The sequence below is a fragment of the Tateyamaria algicola genome (genome assembly GCF_047715485.1).
Classification (GTDB): domain Bacteria; phylum Pseudomonadota; class Alphaproteobacteria; order Rhodobacterales; family Rhodobacteraceae; genus Tateyamaria.
Genome location: NZ_CP180422.1, coordinates 422,683 through 442,429, shown reverse-complemented (window position 1 = coordinate 442,429; position 19,747 = coordinate 422,683). Strand labels below are relative to the sequence as shown.

General features: G+C 63.7%; 22 protein-coding genes. 14 read left to right on the top strand and 8 right to left on the bottom strand.

The features are described from left to right. The first annotated feature begins 2 nt into the window (after positions 1-2). Genes ACMHLQ_RS04525 through ACMHLQ_RS04515 form a run of 3 tightly spaced genes read left to right on the top strand, consistent with a single transcriptional unit; the run spans position 3 to position 1,294 of the window. On the top strand, positions 3-233 hold the full coding sequence (locus ACMHLQ_RS04525) for a DUF2842 domain-containing protein (protein ID WP_415403612.1): 231 nt from the start codon (positions 3-5) through the stop codon (positions 231-233). Then, entirely contained in the window at positions 230-877 is a 648-nt protein-coding gene (locus tag ACMHLQ_RS04520) for a phytanoyl-CoA dioxygenase family protein (RefSeq protein ID WP_415403611.1), read from the top strand. The genes ACMHLQ_RS04525 and ACMHLQ_RS04520 overlap by 4 nt, the downstream gene beginning before the upstream one ends. 36 nt (positions 878-913) lie before the next feature. After that, the gene (locus ACMHLQ_RS04515; protein ID WP_415403610.1) at positions 914-1,294 is read left to right on the top strand and encodes a glyoxalase superfamily protein; all 381 of its coding nucleotides are present in this window, start codon (positions 914-916) and stop codon (positions 1,292-1,294) included. A gap of 61 nt (positions 1,295-1,355) precedes the next feature. On the opposite strand, the gene ACMHLQ_RS04510 is transcribed toward ACMHLQ_RS04515, so the two are convergent. Together ACMHLQ_RS04510 and ACMHLQ_RS04505 are read right to left on the bottom strand one after the other, a co-directional pair. Next, on the bottom strand, positions 1,356-2,435 hold the full coding sequence (locus ACMHLQ_RS04510) for a hypothetical protein (protein WP_415403609.1): 1,080 nt from the start codon (positions 2,433-2,435) through the stop codon (positions 1,356-1,358). Then, positions 2,341-3,402 carry a hypothetical protein gene (locus ACMHLQ_RS04505; protein ID WP_415403608.1) on the bottom strand — a complete coding sequence of 354 codons (1,062 nt, stop codon included), beginning with the start codon at positions 3,400-3,402 and terminating at the stop codon, positions 2,341-2,343. Before ACMHLQ_RS04505 ends, ACMHLQ_RS04510 begins: the two co-directional genes overlap by 95 nt. A gap of 192 nt (positions 3,403-3,594) precedes the next feature. Between ACMHLQ_RS04505 and ACMHLQ_RS04500 the strand changes: the two genes are divergently transcribed. After that, the gene (locus ACMHLQ_RS04500) at positions 3,595-4,314 is read left to right on the top strand and encodes a thiamine diphosphokinase (RefSeq protein ID WP_415403607.1); all 720 of its coding nucleotides are present in this window, start codon (positions 3,595-3,597) and stop codon (positions 4,312-4,314) included. Here the strand turns inward: ACMHLQ_RS04500 and ACMHLQ_RS04495 are convergent. From ACMHLQ_RS04495 to ACMHLQ_RS04485, 3 genes are all read right to left on the bottom strand, one after another. Further along, positions 4,232-5,149, bottom strand: coding sequence for a DMT family transporter (locus ACMHLQ_RS04495; RefSeq protein WP_415403606.1), 918 nt, complete (start codon positions 5,147-5,149; stop codon positions 4,232-4,234). The two genes, ACMHLQ_RS04500 and ACMHLQ_RS04495, sit on opposite strands and share 83 nt — an antisense overlap. 135 nt (positions 5,150-5,284) lie before the next feature. After that, positions 5,285-6,658: an L-serine ammonia-lyase gene (locus ACMHLQ_RS04490; RefSeq protein WP_415403605.1), complete on the bottom strand. Its 1,374-nt coding sequence runs from the start codon at positions 6,656-6,658 to the stop codon at positions 5,285-5,287. Further along, complete coding sequence (locus ACMHLQ_RS04485; RefSeq protein ID WP_415403604.1) at positions 6,659-7,330, bottom strand: glutathione S-transferase family protein; 672 nt, start codon at positions 7,328-7,330, stop codon at positions 6,659-6,661. Positions 7,331-7,457: 127 nt separating this feature from the next. Between ACMHLQ_RS04485 and ACMHLQ_RS04480 the strand changes: the two genes are divergently transcribed. The 7 genes from ACMHLQ_RS04480 to ACMHLQ_RS04450 all read left to right on the top strand — a co-directional run bounded on the left by ACMHLQ_RS04480 (position 7,458) and on the right by ACMHLQ_RS04450 (position 14,438). Then, positions 7,458-8,042 (top strand): hypothetical protein, encoded by a 585-nt coding sequence (locus tag ACMHLQ_RS04480; protein WP_415403603.1) that lies wholly within the window; start codon positions 7,458-7,460, stop codon positions 8,040-8,042. A 178-nt stretch (positions 8,043-8,220) separates the two neighbouring features. Beyond that, a complete protein-coding gene (rpiA, locus tag ACMHLQ_RS04475) occupies positions 8,221-9,009 on the top strand; it encodes a ribose-5-phosphate isomerase RpiA (protein WP_415403602.1) in 789 nt (262 codons plus the stop codon). Positions 9,010-9,023: 14 nt separating this feature from the next. Further along, entirely contained in the window at positions 9,024-10,484 is a 1,461-nt protein-coding gene (locus ACMHLQ_RS04470) for an FAD-dependent oxidoreductase (protein WP_415403601.1), read from the top strand. A gap of 74 nt (positions 10,485-10,558) precedes the next feature. Continuing rightward, positions 10,559-11,719 carry an FtsH protease activity modulator HflK gene (hflK, locus tag ACMHLQ_RS04465; protein WP_415403600.1) on the top strand — a complete coding sequence of 387 codons (1,161 nt, stop codon included), beginning with the start codon at positions 10,559-10,561 and terminating at the stop codon, positions 11,717-11,719. Beyond that, on the top strand, positions 11,719-12,606 hold the full coding sequence (hflC, locus tag ACMHLQ_RS04460; protein WP_415403599.1) for a protease modulator HflC: 888 nt from the start codon (positions 11,719-11,721) through the stop codon (positions 12,604-12,606). Before hflK ends, hflC begins: the two co-directional genes overlap by 1 nt. A gap of 2 nt (positions 12,607-12,608) precedes the next feature. Next, positions 12,609-12,803, top strand: coding sequence for a DUF2065 domain-containing protein (locus tag ACMHLQ_RS04455; protein WP_415403598.1), 195 nt, complete (start codon positions 12,609-12,611; stop codon positions 12,801-12,803). A gap of 162 nt (positions 12,804-12,965) precedes the next feature. Continuing rightward, positions 12,966-14,438 (top strand): Do family serine endopeptidase, encoded by a 1,473-nt coding sequence (locus ACMHLQ_RS04450; RefSeq protein ID WP_415403597.1) that lies wholly within the window; start codon positions 12,966-12,968, stop codon positions 14,436-14,438. A 63-nt stretch (positions 14,439-14,501) separates the two neighbouring features. Here ACMHLQ_RS04450 and ACMHLQ_RS04445 read toward each other — a convergent pair whose 3' ends face one another. Beyond that, positions 14,502-15,038, bottom strand: coding sequence for a peptidoglycan-binding domain-containing protein (locus ACMHLQ_RS04445; RefSeq protein WP_415403596.1), 537 nt, complete (start codon positions 15,036-15,038; stop codon positions 14,502-14,504). A gap of 72 nt (positions 15,039-15,110) precedes the next feature. Then, complete coding sequence (locus ACMHLQ_RS04440) at positions 15,111-15,545, bottom strand: OB-fold nucleic acid binding domain-containing protein (RefSeq protein ID WP_415403595.1); 435 nt, start codon at positions 15,543-15,545, stop codon at positions 15,111-15,113. A gap of 126 nt (positions 15,546-15,671) precedes the next feature. On the opposite strand from ACMHLQ_RS04440, the gene ACMHLQ_RS04435 reads away from it, so the two are divergent. Both ACMHLQ_RS04435 and ACMHLQ_RS04430 read left to right on the top strand, forming a co-directional pair. Continuing rightward, the gene (locus ACMHLQ_RS04435; protein ID WP_415403594.1) at positions 15,672-15,995 is read left to right on the top strand and encodes a 2Fe-2S iron-sulfur cluster-binding protein; all 324 of its coding nucleotides are present in this window, start codon (positions 15,672-15,674) and stop codon (positions 15,993-15,995) included. 7 nt (positions 15,996-16,002) lie between these two features. Then, positions 16,003-16,755, top strand: coding sequence for an FG-GAP repeat domain-containing protein (locus tag ACMHLQ_RS04430; RefSeq protein ID WP_415403593.1), 753 nt, complete (start codon positions 16,003-16,005; stop codon positions 16,753-16,755). A 78-nt stretch (positions 16,756-16,833) separates the two neighbouring features. Here ACMHLQ_RS04430 and purD read toward each other — a convergent pair whose 3' ends face one another. Further along, complete coding sequence (purD, locus tag ACMHLQ_RS04425; protein WP_415403592.1) at positions 16,834-18,102, bottom strand: phosphoribosylamine--glycine ligase; 1,269 nt, start codon at positions 18,100-18,102, stop codon at positions 16,834-16,836. Positions 18,103-18,171: 69 nt separating this feature from the next. Between purD and xseA the strand changes: the two genes are divergently transcribed. Next, positions 18,172-19,716, top strand: coding sequence for an exodeoxyribonuclease VII large subunit (xseA, locus tag ACMHLQ_RS04420; protein WP_415403591.1), 1,545 nt, complete (start codon positions 18,172-18,174; stop codon positions 19,714-19,716). Positions 19,717-19,747 lie beyond the last annotated feature (31 nt).

Here is a 19,747-nt window from a genome sequence, read left to right as displayed (position 1 = left end):
CTATGGCGCTGCGCTACAAAACACGTAAACGGCTGTCGCTGTTGATCCTGATTTTGGGCGTGCCGCTATACATCATCGCGGCCGTCAGCCTGGTTGCGCAATTTGACCGCCCTTCTATTTTTGTGGAATTGGCGATCTACGTGGGCCTGGGTGTGATCTGGGCCTTCCCCCTCAAGGCTGTGTTCAAGGGGATTGGGCAACCGGACCCTGATGCAGGCTCCCAACACGAATGACGGCCGCCGCCGAGGCATTTGCCAGGACGGGCCGTGTCTGGCTGCGGGGCGCGCTTGATAGCGATACATGTTCGGAATTGCGCGCCGATATCGGAGCGGGCTCTAGCCGATTGGCACCGGATCATACGTTGATGGTCGCAGCTGGGCGGTGGCTGGCACCCATTCGCGCCCATTGGCCCGGCATGGCGCCCGTGCGAGGTGTTGTGTTTGACAAAACCCGGTCTGACAATTGGGGGGTGCCCTGGCATCAGGATCGCATCATCGCCGTGCGCGATCGGATCGACCTTGAAGGGTACAGTGCGTGGTCGCGCAAGGGTGACATGTGGCACTGCGCCCCACCAGTGAGCGTGCTGCAGCATATGCTGTTTGTCCGTATCCATCTGGATGACACCACTGCCGAAAATGGAGCCATGGAGATTGCGCTGGGCAGTCACAGGGCAGGCGCGGTACCGACGGGCGAGGCCGAGGCGGTGGCGGCACAGTTCGATACCGAGATCACAGAGGCGCAGGCGGGCGACATTCTCGTGCTTCACATGCTGATCCTGCATCGCTCACCCCCATCGCAATCAGAGGCCCCGCGCTGTACGCTGCGTTTCGATCTGGCCGACAGGCCATTGCCTCATGGGTTGTCGTGGGCCGTCTGACGGGTAGAGTGTCTGCGTCTGATCAGGAGTAGTTCGATGGCCAAGTTCGCCCCACCCATTCCGATCCTGCGCAGTTTCAACGAGGCACAGGCACGCGCCTTCTATGTCGGGTTTCTCGGCTTTGAGGTCACGTTCGAGCACCGGTTCGAACCGGATACGCCCTTGTACATGGGACTGAAGCTGGGGAAGTGCGCGCTGCATCTCTCCGAGCATTTTGGCGATGCCAGCCCCGGTGCGTCGATGCGGATCGAGATGGATGATGTTCGCGCCTATTGCGCGGCACTGAACGCCAAACGCTTTCGCCATGCCCGCCCTGGCGTGCAACGCCAGCCCTGGGGGATGGACGACATGAGCATCTCGGACCCGTTCGGCAACAAGCTGATCTTTTGCACCGATGTGCCGCCGGACGAGCAATGATGGGCAATAACAAAGGGCGGCCCTGATCAGGACCGCCCCAGCGTTGGTTTGGATTGTGAACTTAGCCTGCGGCGCGTTGATCCGGGCGATAGCCGATGTCGTTTGTCACGGCAAAGCGGCCCCCTTTGATCTTTTCGATCTTGCCTGCGCGCAGCAGTTGGCCGAATGAGCGCAACCCGTCTTCGCGGCTGAATTCGCCCTGTTCGACCTGACGCACCTTGGTCATCAGCTGCGGACGCGAGAACTGGTCGCGGCCCTCGACAAAGCTGAGATAGCTTGCCGCCGCTTCCAACAGTTCGGGCAGGTTGTGCGCACCCATGTCCGAGGCGTAGTCGGCAAAGCTGCTGGTGGCGTCGGGGGTTGCGCTTGCGGCCTCGTCCACGGCGGCAACACGACGCGGACGCACCGGGCCCTTTGGGGCGGCTTCGACATCGACGCGCTGCTCGGCGACCAGTTTCAGAGGCGCGGGGCGGTTGCCATCGGGGCGCTCGGCGCGGTTGCCACTGGCGGCAGGACGGCGCGGTTTGACGACCGAGGCGAGATCGGAGCGGAATGCGCCCTCGTCCTTGACCGAGTCGTTGCCGATGTCGGCATCTGCCTTCTTGGCCATGACAGCGGCCTTGAGGTGGGCGAATGCGTTGCGACGGCTCGAGCCTTCAGGCTCTTCCATCTGGTTGTCGGCTTCGGCCATCAGGCGCGAGACGTCGTCGTCGTTGACCTCGGGCGCATCGTCATCGGATGCCGCGATGGCGTCGTCTGCATCATGTGCAGCCTCGTCCACGGATTTGGGCAGTTCCGCTTCGACCTGGGCAAGTTCGGCCAGCAGTTCGGCTTCGTCCTCTTCCGACAGGCTTGATGCTTCTTCGATCTCTGCGCCTTCGTCGGTGTCAGCCACCTCTTCGAGCTGACCGCTTGCGATGGCGGCGTCGATATCGGCGCGCTTGACCTTGATGATGCGGGCACGGCGCGGGGCGTCTTCCTCTTCTTCGGCCTCGGCTGTGCTGTCGTCAAAGAGGTTTTCGGCCGCGTCGCCGTCTTCGGCCTGATCAGCCTCGGCATCGTCCTCTTCGGCCATCAGTGCGGCAAGCGAGATCCAGGCCCAGGTCATCATCGTCGTCGTCGGCTGATGCGTCGACGTCATCCTTGGCGTCCTCAGCGGTGGCTTCGGTCTCGTCATCGGCTTGCGCTGTCTCTGCGACCGCTTCGACATCTTCCTCAGCAGTGTCATCTGCTTTGCCGTCAAAGCGGGCGAGGATTGCGGCGATATCGTCGTCTTCTTCGTCCGCTGCATCTTCTGCAACAGTGGCGTCTTCCTCGACGTCCTGGGACGCCTCAACGGCACGGGCCGCGTCATCGATGATGGCGGCGGGGGGCTCGTCGCCTTCGGGCGCGTCATCTGCCACGTCTTCGATCTCGGCTTGCGGGGCGAACTCTTCGGCGTGTTCGTCTTCGAACAGGTCGTCTTCCGCGGCCTCTTCCTGGCTCTTGGAGACAACGGCACGGATGCGCTGCAACTTGGCGGCGATGCTGTCCTGAGCGGGAATGTCGGCCGTATCAACAGGTTCGGCCACGGCTTCGGGCGCCTGTTCGTCCTCGGCCTCATCTTCTTCGGCGCTCTGGGCAAAGAAAGCTTCGGCCGCTTCGGGCACGTCGGCTGCGTCCTGCATATCGATGTCGGCGCTTGGCGCGTCTTCGACTGCGGTGTCTTCCTCGACTGTTTCGACGACTGCGGTTTCGGCCATGTCGGCTTCTGCAACGGCCTCTTCTGCGGCAGGAACATCCTCTGCAACCGGTGCGGCCTCAGCCACCTCTTCGGCAGCTGCGGGTTCAGCAGGTGCGGGGGGTTCAGCAGGTGCGGGGGCTGCCTCTTGCGCAATGGCGGGCGCGGCAACGGCGGCGGCCTCGGCGTGGCCGGCACTCAGCACAATGCGGCCTTCATGTTCGCGCGCTTCGACACGGCGGGAAATCTCGCGCTCGGCGATCCGGGCCAGCATCTCTGCGTCGGGTTGGGGCGGCTCGGCACCGAAATAGCGGTCATCGGCAGCCAGGTCGCGGAAATACTCCGCGATGGCCTTCATCGTGCCAAAGCTGTCGTCGAATCCTTCCAACGTGCAAGAAAACGTGCCGTAGGAAACTGTCAAAATTTTATTATTACTCATCATCGGATGCTCGTCCTCTGCCAGTATGCGGAGGTTTCTATAGGGGCCAATCCCGGACCAAAGCGGCCCGAATCTGTGCCGGTGAGGGTATCATTTCAGGGCGACATTGTGATCTGTTTCCGAAAATTGCATTAAAAACCCATGACGAAGCAGATTGTTCACAGTTTAGAACCTGTCACCCTGTTGGGCGGCGGGGCGGCGCAAATCGAAGATGTGACCCTTGCCATGGGGTTGGCGCCGCTATGTGTTGCGGCGGATGGCGGGGCGGAACTGGCGCGCCGCGCGGGGGTGGACCTGACCGCCGTGATCGGAGATTTCGACAGCGTCAGCGCCGAAACGGTGCAACTGATCCCACAAGAGCGCCGCTTTCACATCTCTGAACAAGATAGCACGGATTTCGACAAGGCGCTGCGCCACATTACGGCCCCGGTGATTTTGGGGGTAGGCTTTACCGGTGCGCGGATTGACCATCAGTTGGCAGCCCTCAACGTGATGGCCCGCTATCCCGACCGCCCGTGCGTTCTGATCGGGCCGGATGAAGTGATGTTTCTGTGCCCGCCGCAGATCTCTGTGCCATGTGATGCAGGCGAGACGGTGTCGCTTTATCCGCTGGCGCCGGTCATGGGCACATCGCGCGGTTTGCACTGGCCGATTGATGGTCTGGCCTTTGATCCGTTAACCAGGATTGGCACATCCAACAGGGCACTGGGCGACATTTCCCTGACGATGGAGGCGCCCGCGATGATCGTGATCCTGCCACGCGGGCGGCTGGCTGCGGTCATACAGGCGCTGGTGTCCGCGCCTCCATCCGCGCGATGGAGCGTTCCCGCAGAACGATGTACAGCCCAGCCCCAATCGTGATGCAGATACCAAGCGAGGCCAGCCCATTGGGCAGGTCGGTGAACACGAGGAAACCGATCACCGTGGCGACCGGAATTTCGAGATATTGCATCGGCGCAAGCGTGGCAGAGGGCGCATAGCGCAGCGACCAGGTCATCAGCAGATGCGCCAGAGAACCGAGCACACCGATGGCGATCAGCAGCGACCATTCGTTGCCCGTGGGCTGGATCAGCGCGAGTGGCACGATGCCGGTGTTCTGTGTCAGCAACAGCATTGGCCCCATGATCAGCACCGCCATCACCCCGCTGACCGCTTGCAGGCCGATGGGGTCGGTGTCCTTGGCGATCTGGCGCGTGACCAGCATGAAGATCGAGAAGTTGACCGCCACGACCAGTGGCAGCAGGGCGGGCCAGCCCACTTCGGCAAAGCTGGGCTGCACCACCAGCAAGGTGCCTACAAAGCCGACGATGCAGGCAAGGAAGCGGCGGTGCCCGACCTCTTCACCCAGTACATACTTGCCCAGCAGCAGCATCAGGAAGGGCATGACGAAGGCGATGGCGACCGCATCGGCCAGGGGCAGGTATTGCAGGGCTGTGAACATGGCCCCGATGCCAAAGATGTGCAGCACCGTGCGGAACAGGGTCAGGTGCAGCACGCGCCCCCGCATCCGCCAGGCGCGTCGCCCCAGCCAGACCAGCGGGATCAGGATGAGCGCCTGCACGGCGAAACGGATCAGCAATAGCTGACCCAGCGGCACGGACTGCCCAAGCAGCTTGGCCACCGCATCGCCCATCGGTGCGACAACGCAAAAACCCAGCATTAGAAGAATGCCGAGGAGGGGGCGATCCTGAGTCATTCGGGCACGCTAGCAGGGGATGGTGATAACACAACGCGGGATTTGCAGCGTACTTGACGCCAACTAGCGTCAAGCAACGTGGTCGGGCGGGTCTGTTTCACGCGCTGCGTGAAAGGCACCCGCCCACCGACCCCGTCAGCAGTTGGGCACATTCACGGCCAGCCCGCCCAGCGAGGTTTCCTTGTACTTCTCGCTCATGTCCGCGCCCGTCTGGCGCATGGTTTCGATACAGGCATCCAGGGGTACAAGATGGGTTCCATCGCCCCGCAGGGCGAGCGACGCGGCGCTGACCGCCTTGATCGCGCCCAAGCCGTTGCGTTCGATGCAAGGCACCTGCACGAGGCCCTTCACCGGATCGCATGTCATGCCAAGGTGGTGTTCCAGGGCAATCTCGGCCGCGTTTTCGATCTGTTCGGGACTGCCCCCCATCACGGCACACAAGCCCGCCGCGGCCATGGCGGCGGCACTGCCGACTTCGGCCTGGCATCCGGCCTCGGCCCCCGAGATCGAGGCGTTGTATTTGACCAGCCCGCCGATGGCGGCCGCCGTCAGCAGGAAATCCTCGACATGGGCCTCTGTCGCGCCGGGCACGTGGTCGAGATAGTAGCGCAACGTTGCGGGCAGCACGCCTGCCGCGCCGTTTGTAGGGGCGGTGACGACTTGCCCGCCTGCGGCGTTTTCTTCGTTAACGGCCATGGCATAGACGCTCATCCAGTCGTTGATCGTGTGCGGCGCAGTGAGGTTCATGCCCCGTTCCTCAAGCAGCTTGTCATGGATGCCCTTGGCGCGGCGTTTGACCTGTAGACCGCCGGGCAGGGTGCCATCCGTGCTCAGCCCCCGGTCGATACAGTCGTTCATGACCTCCCACAGCCGCTTTGTCCCGGATCGCAGGTGCGGATCACCGTTGCGCGACACCTCGTTGGCGCGTTTCATGGCGGCGATGGACTTGCCCGAGCTTGCAGCCATCTTGAGCATCTCGGCGGCCGATTTGAACGGGTAGGGCACGGGCGCGCCCTCGTCCGTGGCCTTGCCGGCGGCCAGTTCCTCCTCGGTCATCACGAATCCGCCGCCGATGGAATAGAAGACCTGGCGCAAGGTGACGTCGCCCTGGGCGTCCGTGGCCATCAGGATCATGCCGTTGGCGTGCCCGGACAGCTGCGTGTCATAGTCGAAAATCAGGTCGGTCTTTGGATCAAAGTGCAGGGGCGGCAGGCCGTCGGGGTGCAACATATGCGTATCGGCCAGCGCGGCCAGCGTCGCCTCGGCCTGTTCATGGTCATAGGTATCCGGAACGAACCCAGCCAGGCCAAGGATCGTCGCGCGGTCCGTGGCGTGGCCCACACCGGTAAAGGCGAGGCTGCCGTGCAGCGAGGCGCGCAGGCCCGCAAAATGAAAGGGCGAGGCGCGCATCATGTCGAGAAAGCGCGCAGCGGCCACCATCGGTCCCATCGTATGGGACGAGGACGGGCCAATGCCGACCTTGAACATTTCAAAGACAGACAGAAACATCTAGAGCGCGCTTCCTTCGGGTGGGTTGGGGCGCTGAGGCGCGGTGAACGGGTAGAGGCCCAGCCCCTCGGCTGTGATGGCGCGGGCCACGGCATCGGTCTGTTCCATTCGTGCGGCAAAGTCCATCAGGCGTGGGTGATCAGCAAGGGTAAACCATGCAGGCCCGCCATAAATTGCGCACCAACGCAGCAAGGGGGCGAGGTAACAGGACATCGCACTGGGTGACCCTTCCAGCCAATCTGCATCCGGTGCCGCGGCCAGCAGGCTCAGTAGGCGAGTGATCCGGGCGCGGGTCGGGGCGCGCAAGGCGTCGTGGTCGCCGTCGGTATAGAGATGCGGGTAAAACATCATCCGTTGGCTGGGATGCAGGGTGTTGCCCAGCCAGATCAGCCATTTCAGCGCCGCTGCCCACGCCGGACCTGGCGTTGGCATCAGGCCTGCATGCTGTTCTGACAGGTAAAGCAGGATGGCCGAGGTTTCGAACAAAACCCCGTCCGGTGTTTCCAGTGTCGGGATCAGCCCGTTGGGGTTGAGGGCGCGGTAGGCGGGGCTGTTTTGCTGATCCGTGCCCCGGTCCACCAACCGCGTCTCGAACGGCAGATCGCATGTGTCGAGCGCGAGGCGCACGATCAGCGAAGCGTTGTCGGGGGCGTAGTGCAGCACGTAACTCATGGGCCAGTCTTAGCGTGACAGCACCCGATGGCATGGCTTCAAAACGACCATTTTCGGCGGGATTTGGGCAGGCTTTAACTTTGGTTTAACCCTGATGTCGTTGGCTGCAGGGCAGGAGGATTGCCCCATGCGCTGGATCATTGCCCTGATGTCGCTGATTGTGTGCCTGATGCCCTGGCGCGTACTGGCGCAGGAGGGTGCGCCCCAGGCCCTGCTGGATGCGCTGATTGCGCGCACGCCCGGCGCGACGCTGAACCGGATGCGGGACCGTCCCGAGGCCTTTGTGCAAGAGGCGGCGGGCCTGGTCCTGGGCTACGGCGGCCCGGAGGGACTGAGCGCGGCGGATGTCGAGACGGCCATCGCCGCGGAACTTGCCCGGCTGAGGGCGCGGGAATTGCGCCGCCTGCTCGATGCGGATCTGAACGGCGACCTGTCCGTGTCTGAGGCTGAATTGAAAGTGCTTGTCCACGCCGCCAGTGCGACGATGCGCGGGCGGCTGATGGTTTGGCATCGTGCCAGCGATCTGAACAAGGACGGCATGGCGAGTTGGACCGAAATACAAGGCCACGCCCGCGCCGTGGCCGATGCGGGGCTGAGCGAACAGGCGCGCGCGGCGATGCGGGCGATGATGATCTTTGATCTGAGCGGGGACGGGCGCGTCGACATGGACGAGGTGCTGGAGGCGATGGACCTGCTCGACGCCCCTGCCTGAGGGGGGCGCCTGGAACGGGGCGTGATCCAAAGGCGCGCCTGCGGCGCACACTATTCTAGATTTGCGCGCTGAGCCGCCAGCGCCCTTTGACGCGTATGCGCAAAACTGCGCCCTTGGGGGTCGCAACGGGCAGAGTGGCGCACTATAACCCCGCCAACACTTGGGGAGTCGTCACATCATGACCGGAGAATTGTCGCCCATCGACAAGGCCAAATTCGTCGCCGCCAAACGCGCGGCAGACTATGTCGAGGACGGGATGCGCGTGGGCCTGGGCACCGGATCGACGGCCGCCTGGCTGGTGCGCTGCCTGGGCGAACAGGTGCGCGAGGGCGGCTTGCGCTTCAAGGGCGTACCCACATCCACACGCACTGCGGACCTCGCGCGCGATTGCGGGATCGAGGTCATCAGCCTGGACGAAGCCAAGTGGCTGGACGTCACCATTGACGGCGCAGACGAGTTCGACGGTGATCTGAACCTGATCAAGGGCGGCGGCGGCGCTCTGCTGCAGGAAAAGATCGTGGCGACCGCCTCTGATCAAATGGTGGTGATCGCCGATATCGGCAAAGAGGTCGAACATCTCGGTGCCTTTCCCCTGCCCATCGAGGTGATCCCCTTTGGCTGGCAGACCACGCAGGCGCTGGTCGAGGAAACCCTTATTTCCATGGACGTACTGGGCCGCCAGTCGACCCTGCGGATGAATGGGGAAAAGGCCTTTGTCACGGACGAGGGGAACTACATCCTTGACCTGCATTTGCAGCGGATCGGCAACCCGCGCCAGTTGAGCCTGGTGATCAACCAGATGCCGGGCGTGGTTGAAAACGGTTTGTTCATCGATATCTGTGACGCCGTCGTGATCGGCTACGGCGATGGTCGGGTCGAGGTGCGGGATATCAATGAGGGTACGGTAGAGCAGGAGCGGCTCGATTTTCTAGAGACGGACAACCTGTTCACGGACCTCGCAGACTAAAGAAGGCGGCTGGCATGGCGGACTACGATTACGATCTCTTTGTGATTGGCGGGGGATCGGGTGGCGTGCGGGCTGCGCGCGTGGCGGCCGGGGACACCGGCGCCCGTGTCGCGCTGGCCGAAGAGGATCGCTATGGCGGCACGTGTGTGATCCGCGGCTGTGTGCCCAAGAAATTGATGGTCTTTGCCAGCGAGTTTTCCCAGATGCCCGAACTGGCCCGAGGCTATGGCTGGGACATGGGCGCGGGCGCCTTTGACTGGGCAGCCTTTCGCGGGCGGCTGAACGAAGAGCTGGACCGCCTTGAGGGTATCTATCGCAGCCTGCTGAAGAACTCCGGTGTGGACACGTTCGACGCCCGCGCCCGGCTGAAGGATGCGCACACGGTCGAGCTGTCGACGGGCGAGACCAAGACAGCCAAGACGATCCTGATCGCCACCGGCGGCCACCCGGTCCGCCCGGACATTCCCAATGCAGATCTGGGCATTGTCAGCGACGACATCTTTCACCTCGAAAAGCTGCCCAAATCGATCCTGATCGTGGGTGGCGGCTATATCGCCTGCGAATTCGCCTGCATCTTCAATGGGCTCGGCGTCGTGGTTACGCAGTATTATCGCGGCGCGCAGGTGCTGCGCGGCTTTGACGACGAGGCGCGCGGCCTGATTGCCGAAGCCATGCGCGAGCAGGGGATCAGCCTCCACCTTGGCACCAACATCGTGGAAATGGCCCCCGCAAGTGCCGATCACAGCGCAACCACCGCAACCGCGACGGATGCCGCCATGGGTGCCACTGCCGCGCAATCGCTGGAACTGACCGCAACGGCCCGCGATGGGAATGGCCCGATCTGGGTCAAGCCGACCAGCGGCGCGCCGCGGGAATTCGATGCGGTCCTGTTTGCCACGGGGCGCGACCCCAACAGCCGCGACATGGGGCTGGAGGATTTGGGGATCGAGATTGGCCGCCGGGGCGAGATCAAGGTCGATGAGTACTCCAAGACCGCAGCAGACAGCGTCTATGCCATCGGTGACGTGACCAATCGGGTGAACCTCACGCCCGTCGCCATTCGCGAGGGCATGGCCTTTGTCGAAACCGTGTTCAAGGACAACCCGACCGCAGTCGATCACGAGTTGATCCCCTCGGCCATCTTTACCCAGCCAGAAATGGGCACCGTGGGGCTGAGCGAGGAAGACGCGCGCGAACAGGAAGAGATCGAGGTCTATTGCACGTCGTTCCGCCCGATGAAGAGCGCCTTTGCCGGACAGCCCGACCGCGTTCTGATGAAACTCGTCGTGAGCAAGGCAAGCCGCAAGGTGCTGGGTTGTCACATCGTCGCACCAGATGCGGGTGAGATGATCCAACTGGCCGGGATCGCCGTCAAAATGGGGGCCACCAAAGAAGATTTCGACCGTACGGTCGCGGTGCACCCCACCATGTCTGAGGAAATCGTAACCATGAAGACGCCGATGCGGACTGCTTGAATTCCCGATAAAAAACTACAGTTACAGGATCAAGGTGCGGCACGGACCGCATGACAAGAGGAGAACTACACCATATGGCTGGCAATACAGGCGGCCCCTGGGGGGGTGGCGGAAATTCTGGTGATGACGACGGACGCCGAGGCGGCGGCCCGCGTGGTCCCGATCGCGGCAATGGCGGGCGTCGCCCAGGCGATGACGGCCCCCAAATCCCCGAAATCGACGAGCTGGTCAAAAAGGGTCAGGAACAGCTGCGCGTCCTCATGGGCGGTCGCGGCGGTGGCAACACGGGCGGCGGACGCGGTGGCGGCGGGGGCTCGGGCCCCTTCCTGACACGCGGCACCGTAGGCCTTGCCGCGATTGTCGGCGTCGTGCTTTGGGGCATGGCAAGCTTTTACACGGTCCGGCCCGAAGAACAGTCGGTTGAGCTGTTCCTGGGCGAGTTTTCGAACATCGGCAATCCGGGCCTGAACTTTGCCCCCTGGCCGTTGGTCACGGCAGAGGTCATCCCCGTCACCCGCGAACAGACCGAAGATATCGGTGTAGGTGGTCGCGGCGGTGATGCCGGCCTGATGCTGACGGGCGACGAGAACATCGTCGACATCGACTTCCAGGTGGTGTGGAACATCAATGATCCATCCAAGTTCCTGTTTAACCTGCGCGATCCGCGCCCGACGATTCGGGCCGTGTCTGAATCGGCGATGCGCGAGATCATCGCCCAATCCGAGCTGGCACCGATCCTGAACCGGGATCGTGGCGCCATTGCAGGCCGTTTGCAGGATCTGATCCAGCTGACTTTGAACAGCTATGACAGCGGCGTGAACGTCATCCGTGTCAACTTTGACAAGGCTGACCCGCCCCAATCGGTGATCGACGCCTTCCGCGACGTGCAAGCCGCCGAGCAGGAGCGTGACCGCTTGCAGAACGTGGCTGATGCCTATGCCAACCAGGTCCTCGCCGAGGCCCGTGGTCAGGCAGCACAGGTTCTGGAAGAGGCCGAAGGCTACCGCGCCCAGCAGGTCAACCAGGCCGAAGGTGAGGCCAGCCGCTTCTCCGCCGTTCTGGAGGAGTATTCCAAGGCGCCCGAAGTGACCCGCAAGCGTCTCTATCTGGAAACGATGGAGAGTGTCCTGGGTCAGATGGACAAGATCATCCTCGATGAATCCACCGGTGGCGGCGGACAGGGCGTCGTGCCTTACCTGCCCCTGAATGAACTGCGTCGTGGAGGGTCCAACTGATGCGTCGTACCACATATCTGTTGCCGATTGTCGTGATCCTTGCGGCCCTTGGCCTGTCGTCGGTCTATATCGTGGACGAGCGTGAAAAGGCGCTGGTCCTGCAGTTCGGCCGTGTCGTTGACATCAAGGAAGACCCCGGTCTCGCCTTCAAGATCCCGCTGATCCAGGAAGTCGTGCGCTATGACGACCGCATCCTCAGCCGCGATGTCGACCCGCTCGAGATCACGCCGCTGGATGACCGCCGTCTGGTGGTCGATGCCTTTGCCCGCTACCGCATCGTGGACGTGAACCAGTTCCGCCAGGCTGTGGGTGTGGGTGGTGTCACCACCGCCGAAAACCGCCTCGATTCCATCTTGCGTGCCGAAACGCGGGAAGTGTTGGGTTCGGTGTCCTCCAATGACATCCTGAGTTCCGACCGGGCCGCGCTGATGCTGCGCATCCGCAACGCGGCCATTGCCGAGGCGCGCGCGCTGGGCATCGAAGTCATCGACGTGCGTCTGAAACGCACCGACCTGCCTACTGAAAACCTTGACGCGACCTTTGATCGGATGCGCGCCGAACGTGAGCGTGAGGCGACGGACGAACGCGCCCGTGGTAACGAAGCGGCCCAGCGTGTGCGCGCGCAGGCCGACCGGACCGTGGTCGAGCTGGTCTCGGATGCCGAACGTCAGGCCGAGATCATCCGCGGTGAGGCCGATGCACGCCGCAACGCGATCTTTGCCGATGCGTTCGGGGCCGATCCTGAGTTCTTCGAATTCTACCGGTCGCTCACAGCCTATGAACGCGCGCTGCAGGGCAACAACTCGACCATGGTGATGTCGCCGGACAGCGAGTTCTTCAACTACCTGCGCTCGGATCAGGGCACGCGCAGCGCCGAAGGCGACTGATGATGGCCTGGGTGCTTCTGGCCCTTGGTCTGGTGATGATTGTGGAGGGGCTGGCCTATGTGCTGGCCCCTTCGCTTATCGAACGCGTGCTCGAGGTTTTGCGGTCGATGCCGGAAAACGTGCGACGCCAATTCGGGGCACTTGTGCTGGTCAGCGGCCTGATCTGTGTCTGGCTGGCCTTTTTCCTGGGCATCTGATCGCGCGTGTTCACGGAATGGTAACGCGCTGTTGAAACCCTCGCGCGGCAAACCATCTTTAATGTTGCAAGGATGCAACCCTACATGCACCCTGTGCGCAGTTGCGCTTACTGATGTGCAAAATGGCCAAAATGGCCAAAGTTACGATGCAGGAGAGACCTGATGCAGCGACAGGCGATTGCCCTTTCGAGACAGCTTCCCGATTTCAACCATATTCGCGCCTTCTGGCTGGGCGCGCTGGCGCTCGCCTTTGTGCTGGTGCAGGCCCTGGCGGCCCATGCCCGCCCCGAGAGCCTCGCACCCCTGGCCGAGCAGATCAGCCCGTCGGTGGTGAACATCACCACCTCGACCGTTGTCGAAGGGCGCACCGGCCCGCAGGGCATCGTGCCTGAAGGTTCACCCTTCGAGGATTTCTTCCGCGAGTTCCAGGACCGCAACGGCCCCGGTGATCGCCCGCGCCGGTCTTCCGCTCTGGGCTCGGGATTTGTGATTTCCGAGGATGGGTTCATCGTCACCAACAACCACGTGATCGAGGGTGCTGACGAGATCCTGATCGAGTTCTTCAATGGGGACGAGCTTGAGGCCAAACTGATCGGCACAGACCCCAATACCGACATCGCGTTGCTGAAGGTCGAGGCAGAGCGCCCTCTGCCTCACGTCCCGTTTGGCGACAGTGACACGGCACGTGTCGGCGACTGGGTGATTGCGATGGGCAACCCGCTGGGGCAGGGCTTTTCCGTCTCGGCCGGGATCGTCTCGGCCCGCAACCGCGCGCTGAGCGGCACATATGACGACTACATTCAGACAGACGCGGCCATCAACCGGGGCAACTCGGGCGGGCCCCTGTTCAACATGGACGGTCAGGTGATCGGTGTGAACACGGCGATCCTGTCACCCAATGGCGGCTCCATCGGGATCGGTTTTTCGATGGCGTCCAATGTCGTGACCCGCGTGGTCGACCAGTTGCAGGAATTCGGCGAAACCCGCCGCGGCTGGCTGGGTGTGCGCATCCAGGACGTGACCGAGGATATTGCCGAGGCCATTGGCCTCGAACAGGTGTCCGGCGCCCTGGTGACATCCGTCCCTGAAGGCCCGGCGATGGAAGCGGGCATGCAGGACGGCGATGTCATCCTGAGCTTTGCGGGCGTCGATGTGGCCGACACACGCGGCCTTGTGCGTCAGGTGGGCAACAGCCCCGTGGGCGAAACGGTGCGTGTCGTGGTGTTCCGTGATGGTGAAACCGTGACCCTGCGCGTGACGCTGGGCCGCCGGGAAGAGGCCGAAGGCGCCGTGCCTGCGGTCGCACAGACCCCTGACACACCAGATGCGCCCCAGACCAAGGATGTGCTTGGCCTGACGCTCAGCAGCCTGACCGCGGAGTTGCGCGAGCAGCTGGGCGTGGCCGAAGATCAGCAGGGTCTGGCCGTGACCGAGGTGGACGAAACGTCCGAAGCCTACGAAAAGGGTCTGCGCGCCGGTGACGTGATCACCGAGGCGGGCCAGCAGAAGGTCACGGACATTGCCGGTTTCGAGGCGCGCCTTGAAGAGGTGAAAGAGGCGGGGCGCAAATCGCTCTTGCTGCTGGTGCGGCGCGCGGGCGATCCACGCTTTGTCGCGCTGAGCCTGCCTGAGTGATCAGCATCCCATCACACATGAGAAAGGCGCCCGGTTGGGCGCCTTTTTTCGTTTGGGGGTGGCTCAGGTATCGCTGGATTGAGGGCGTGCTACCGCGATCAGGCCCAGCTTGCGCGCCGCGGCAATGGACAGCGTGTTGCTTTCAAGCCCTTCGGCCTGCTGATAACGGCCCACTGCTGCACTGGTGCGGGCATCGAGGGTGCCGGTGATTGGGCCGCGATAGTGGCCTCGCGCTTCGAGTGCGCGTTGGACGGAAGAGATCAGATCGGGTGTCAGGTCCGCGTCGCAGATCACTTCGTACCAGGTCTCGCGGCGCGGCTGGACCACCTCTTGCTGGGCTTCGCTCTTGTAAATCGGCGGGGCCTGCACGCGCCCGTCACTGCTGATCTGTGCTGGCTGGAGCAGGACCTTGCGCGTGACCGTTTCGACCACCGCCGGGGTGACCGTCTTGCCCCAGCACGTGCCGGGGGCAGCGCCGGGCGGAGCCGTGGCGAGCGAGATCGGATCGATGTTGGACGCGGAGGTCACGACGGCGTTTTCGGCGCAGGCCGACAGGGCCAGTACTGCCGCCAGGACAGGGATCAGGGGAGTGTGTCGCATATGGGTCTCTGCTCGGGCCTCTGAATGGGCTTTGGGCAAAGCATATCGGCTGCGCACCGATCTGCCTAGCCCTCAGCGCCCCGCGCGGCCATCCCAGGTTTCGGTGCGGGCCTCGGCGGCCACCTTGCGGCCCGTGCCCTCGGCCAGAAGCTGGTCGAGCATGGGCGAGATATCCTCGATCTCTTCGGCCAGCACATGGGTCACGTTATGGGCGCGCTGCATCCGCCCGGTCACCCGCAACATGCGGCCTGCCACGACCGCCCGGCGGAAGCGTTCATAGATGTGGCGCCACACGATGATGTTCACCACGCCTGTCTCGTCCTCGAGCGTGACGAAGATCACGCCCTTGGCGGTGCCGGGGCGCTGGCGCAGGATCACGAGCCCGGCCACCGTCACCCGGGCATTGACCGGCGGCCTGTTCAGATCGCAGGCCCGCAGACAGGCGGGCGGGCGCGGCCAGTGTCCGGACGGTTCTGCGGCCGTGGATGGGGCGGGGTAGACCTGCATAAGAACAAATATAGAACACAAGGCCTCTGCGACAAAGGGAAAAGCACCATGTCGCAAAAGGGGCTGGCGGGCCGAAAACGGGGCGGGTAGAACCATGCGGAACCAGGGAAGCAAGGGGGCTGTTTGATGGCCAAGATCACCTATATCGAACATGGCGGGACCGAGCATGTGGTGGACGTGGCCAATGGCCTCACGGTCATGGAAGGCGCGCGCGACAACAACATTCCGGGCATCGAGGCCGATTGCGGCGGCGCCTGTGCCTGTTCGACATGCCACGTCTATGTGCATCCCGACTGGGTCGAAAAACTGCCGGCCAAGGACGATATGGAAACCGACATGCTCGACTTTGCCTATGAGCCCGACGAGTCCCGTTCGCGCCTGACCTGCCAGCTGAAGGTGACGGACGCGCTGGACGGCCTGGTCGTGCAGATGCCTGAAAAGCAGATCTGATCCGGTGATGCCGACCCGGGCGCCGCGTCTGCTGTCGTGCATGTTGCACTGTCGGGCCCGCGGCGCGCTGCTGGCCGTGTGCGTGGTGGTAATGGGGGCAGCACCTGCTGTCGGTGATACCATTGTCTCGGCCCGCTTTACCGATCCCACGGATCGCTATGCCCACGGTATCCTTGGGGATGCCATCGAATGGGGTGCGCTTGAGCTGACCTTGCGCGATGGGTCTGTCCGCACCTTCACCTTGCCGCAGGATCACGTGTTCGAGGATGTCGCCCCCCGGCTGGCTGATCTGGATGGGGACGGTGCCCCTGAGGTTATCGTGGTTGAGAGCGACATGCGTCTTGGCGGCGCGTTGGCTGTTTACGGTCCCACGGGCAAGATCACCGAAACGCCGCATATCGGGCGCACGAACCGCTGGCTTGCGCCCATTGGTGCCGCTGATCTGGACGGCGATGGCAACATTGAGATCGCCTATGTCGATCGCCCGCATCTGGCAAAGGTCCTGCGGGTCTGGCGCTACCAGAACGCAGAGCTGGTTGATGTAGCCGCCTTTGAAGGGGTTACAAACCACCGGATCGGAGAAGTCGACATTGCGGGCGGCATCCGCACTTGCAACGGCACGCCTGAGATGATCGTGGCCACTGCGAACTGGTCCCATCTGCTGGCCGTCAAATGGGATGGCGGCGGGTTTATCTGGTCGTACCTCGGTGAAGATACCACGCGCCCGATGTTTGCCCGCGCTTTGGAATGTGCAGAGTAACGCAGCCGGTGGTGAGTGTGGGTGCTGCGGGAGCCTCCGGCGGGAGTTTTCCTTGCAAGATGAAAGAGCGGTACGCAGTCAGGTCTTGAGCGCCCGCCAACCGATATCGCGCCGACAAAACCCGTCGGGGAAGTCGATGGCATCCACCATCTCGTAGGCGCGCGCCGTCGCCTCGGACAGCGTGGCCCCCCGTGCGGTCACGTTCAACACCCGCCCACCTGATGCGGTGATCTGCCCATCCACCCTTGCGGTGCCAGCATGAAACACCATCTGGCTGCTGGTTTCGGGCGTTGCATCAAGCCCGCCGATCCGGGCCCCTTTGGCATAGTCGCCGGGATAGCCGTTTGCGGCCATCACCACGGTCGTGGCGTGATCCTGCGCCCAGTTCACCTGCGCCTCGGCCAACCGCCCTTCGGCGGCGGCGTGCATCAGGTCCAGCGCCTGTGCACCCAGCCGCATCATCAGCACCTGGCATTCCGGGTCGCCAAAGCGCACGTTATATTCCACGAGGCGCGGCGCTCCGTTCTCGATCATCAGACCCGCGTAGAGCACCCCCTGATAGGGCATGCCGCGCGCCGCCATTTCGGCCATGGTGGGGCGAATGATTTCGGCCAGGGCGCGTTCAGCAATCGCGTCCGTCAGCACAGGTGCGGGGGAGTAGGCGCCCATGCCGCCCGTGTTGGGGCCGGTATCGCCTTCGCCCACGCGCTTGTGGTCTTGTGCTGTGCCTATGGGCAGCACGTCTGCACCGTCGCAGAGGACAAAGAATGAGGCTTCCTCGCCGGTCATGAATTCTTCGATCACCACCTCGGCACCGGCCCCGCCAAAGGCACCGGCGAACATGTCGTCGATGGCCGCATGGGCCTGATCCACCGTCTCGGCGATGATCACGCCCTTGCCTGCCGCCAGCCCATCCGCCTTGACCACGATGGGCGCGCCCTGGGTGGTGACATAGGCCTTGGCGGCGGCGGCATCGGTGAAGTGGCCATAGGCTGCCGTGGGCGCCTTGGCCGCGTCGCAAATCTGCTTGGTGAAGGCTTTGGAGGCTTCCAGCTGGGCGGCGGCCTGGCTGGGGCCGAAGACCAGCACGCCCGCATCGCGCAACCGGTCCGCCACGCCTGCGGCCAGCGGGGCCTCGGGGCCGACGATCACGAAATCAATTGCCTCTTCCTCGACGAAGTTGGCCACGACCCCGCCATCCAGGATGTCGAGGGCGGCGCAATCGGCGATGGCCGCGATCCCAGCATTGCCCGGTGCCACCACGAGACGGTCGCATTTGGGGTTCTGCAAAACGGCCCAGGCCAAGCTGTGTTCACGGCCCCCGCCGCCGAGGATGAGGATATTCATGGGTGCTGCTCCTTGGCCTTTGCTGGCCTGCGTTCTAAGCTGGCGATCAGCCCTGCACAAGGATGCACCATGGACCTTCTTGACGACCCCGTTCCCGGTTCCAACACACCGGAGTTTTCCGTCTCTGAAATTGCGGGCAAGGTCAAACGCCTGATCGAGGGCGAACTGGGCTGGGTGCGGATCAAGGGCGAGGTCGGGCGCGTGGTCTTGGCGCGCTCAGGTCACCTCTATTTCGACCTCAAGGATGACCGCAACGTGCTGTCCTGCATGACGTGGAAAGGGCAGGTGGGCGAGCTGGGGACCATGCCCGAAGAGGGGATGGAGGTGGTGGCCGAGGGGCGGATGACGGCCTCCGGGTTCCAGTCGAAATTCTCGCTCAACGCCCAACGCATCGCCATTGCGGGCGAGGGGGCGCTGATGGCGCTCTTGGAAAAGCGCAAGAAGGCGCTGGCCGCCGAGGGGCTGTTCGATGCGGACCGCAAGAAACCATTGCCCTATCTGCCCGAGATCATTGGCGTGGTCACGTCGCTGCAGGGGGCCGTGATCCGCGATATCCTGCACCGGCTGCGCGACCGCTTTCCGCGCAAGGTGCTGATCTGGCCCGTGGCGGTGCAGGGGGCGGCCTGTGCGCCCGAAGTCGCCCGCGCCATTGCCGGGTTCAACGCGTTGCAGCCGGGGGGCGCGATGCCCCGGCCCGACCTGATCATCGTGGCCCGTGGGGGCGGGTCGGTCGAAGACCTGTGGGGGTTCAATGAGGAAATCGTGGCGCGGGCCGCCGCGGCCTCGGATATTCCGCTGATCTCGGCCGTGGGGCACGAAACCGACACCACCTTGATCGACTATGCATCTGACCAACGCGCGCCGACACCGACTGCTGCAGCCGAGATGGCCGTGCCCGTACGCCACGAGTTGCTGGCCTGGGTCGAGCAGGCCGGCGCGCGGATGACGACAAGCCTGAGCGGCGGCCTTGACCGGCGCACCCAGCGTCTGCGCGATCTGGCGCGCGCCTTGCCGCGTCCCGACGCACTGGTCGAGGGGCCGCGGCATCGCCTTGATGTGCTGGGTGACAGATTGGGCCCCGCGCTGATCAGCGGTGTGCAGCGTCGGCGCGTGCGCCTGTCCGATGTGTCCGGCAGCCTGCGCCCCGGTATCCTGGGCCGTCAATTGCGCAGTGAAAACAATAAGGTACGCGCCTTGTCGGATCGCCTGGCCCCCGCATTGGACCGCGCCGCACGCAGCCAGCGCGAGCGGTTCGAGGCCCGGGCGGCGCGTTTTGCCCCGCGCCTCTTGGCGCAGGATGTGGCGCAGGCGCGCGCGCGGTTTGACAGCGTGGTGGGGCGGTTACATGCCGTTGGCACGCATCAGATCGCAAGCCACAAACACAGGCTCGAGGCGATGGACCGGCTGCGCGAAACGCTCAGCTACAAGGCGACGCTGGCGCGCGGCTATGCGGTTGTGCGGGGCGGAGACGGGATCGTGACGACCAGGGCGGCTGCCGAGGCGGCCAGTGGTCTCGAGATCGAGTTCGCCGATGGGCGACTGAAACTGGGTGGCGGTGCAGCACCTGCGCGCAAAGCCAAGGCCAAACCGCCAGAGCAGGGATCCCTGTTCTAGGCGCACCAAGCTGCGCCTTACAGGGCCGTGG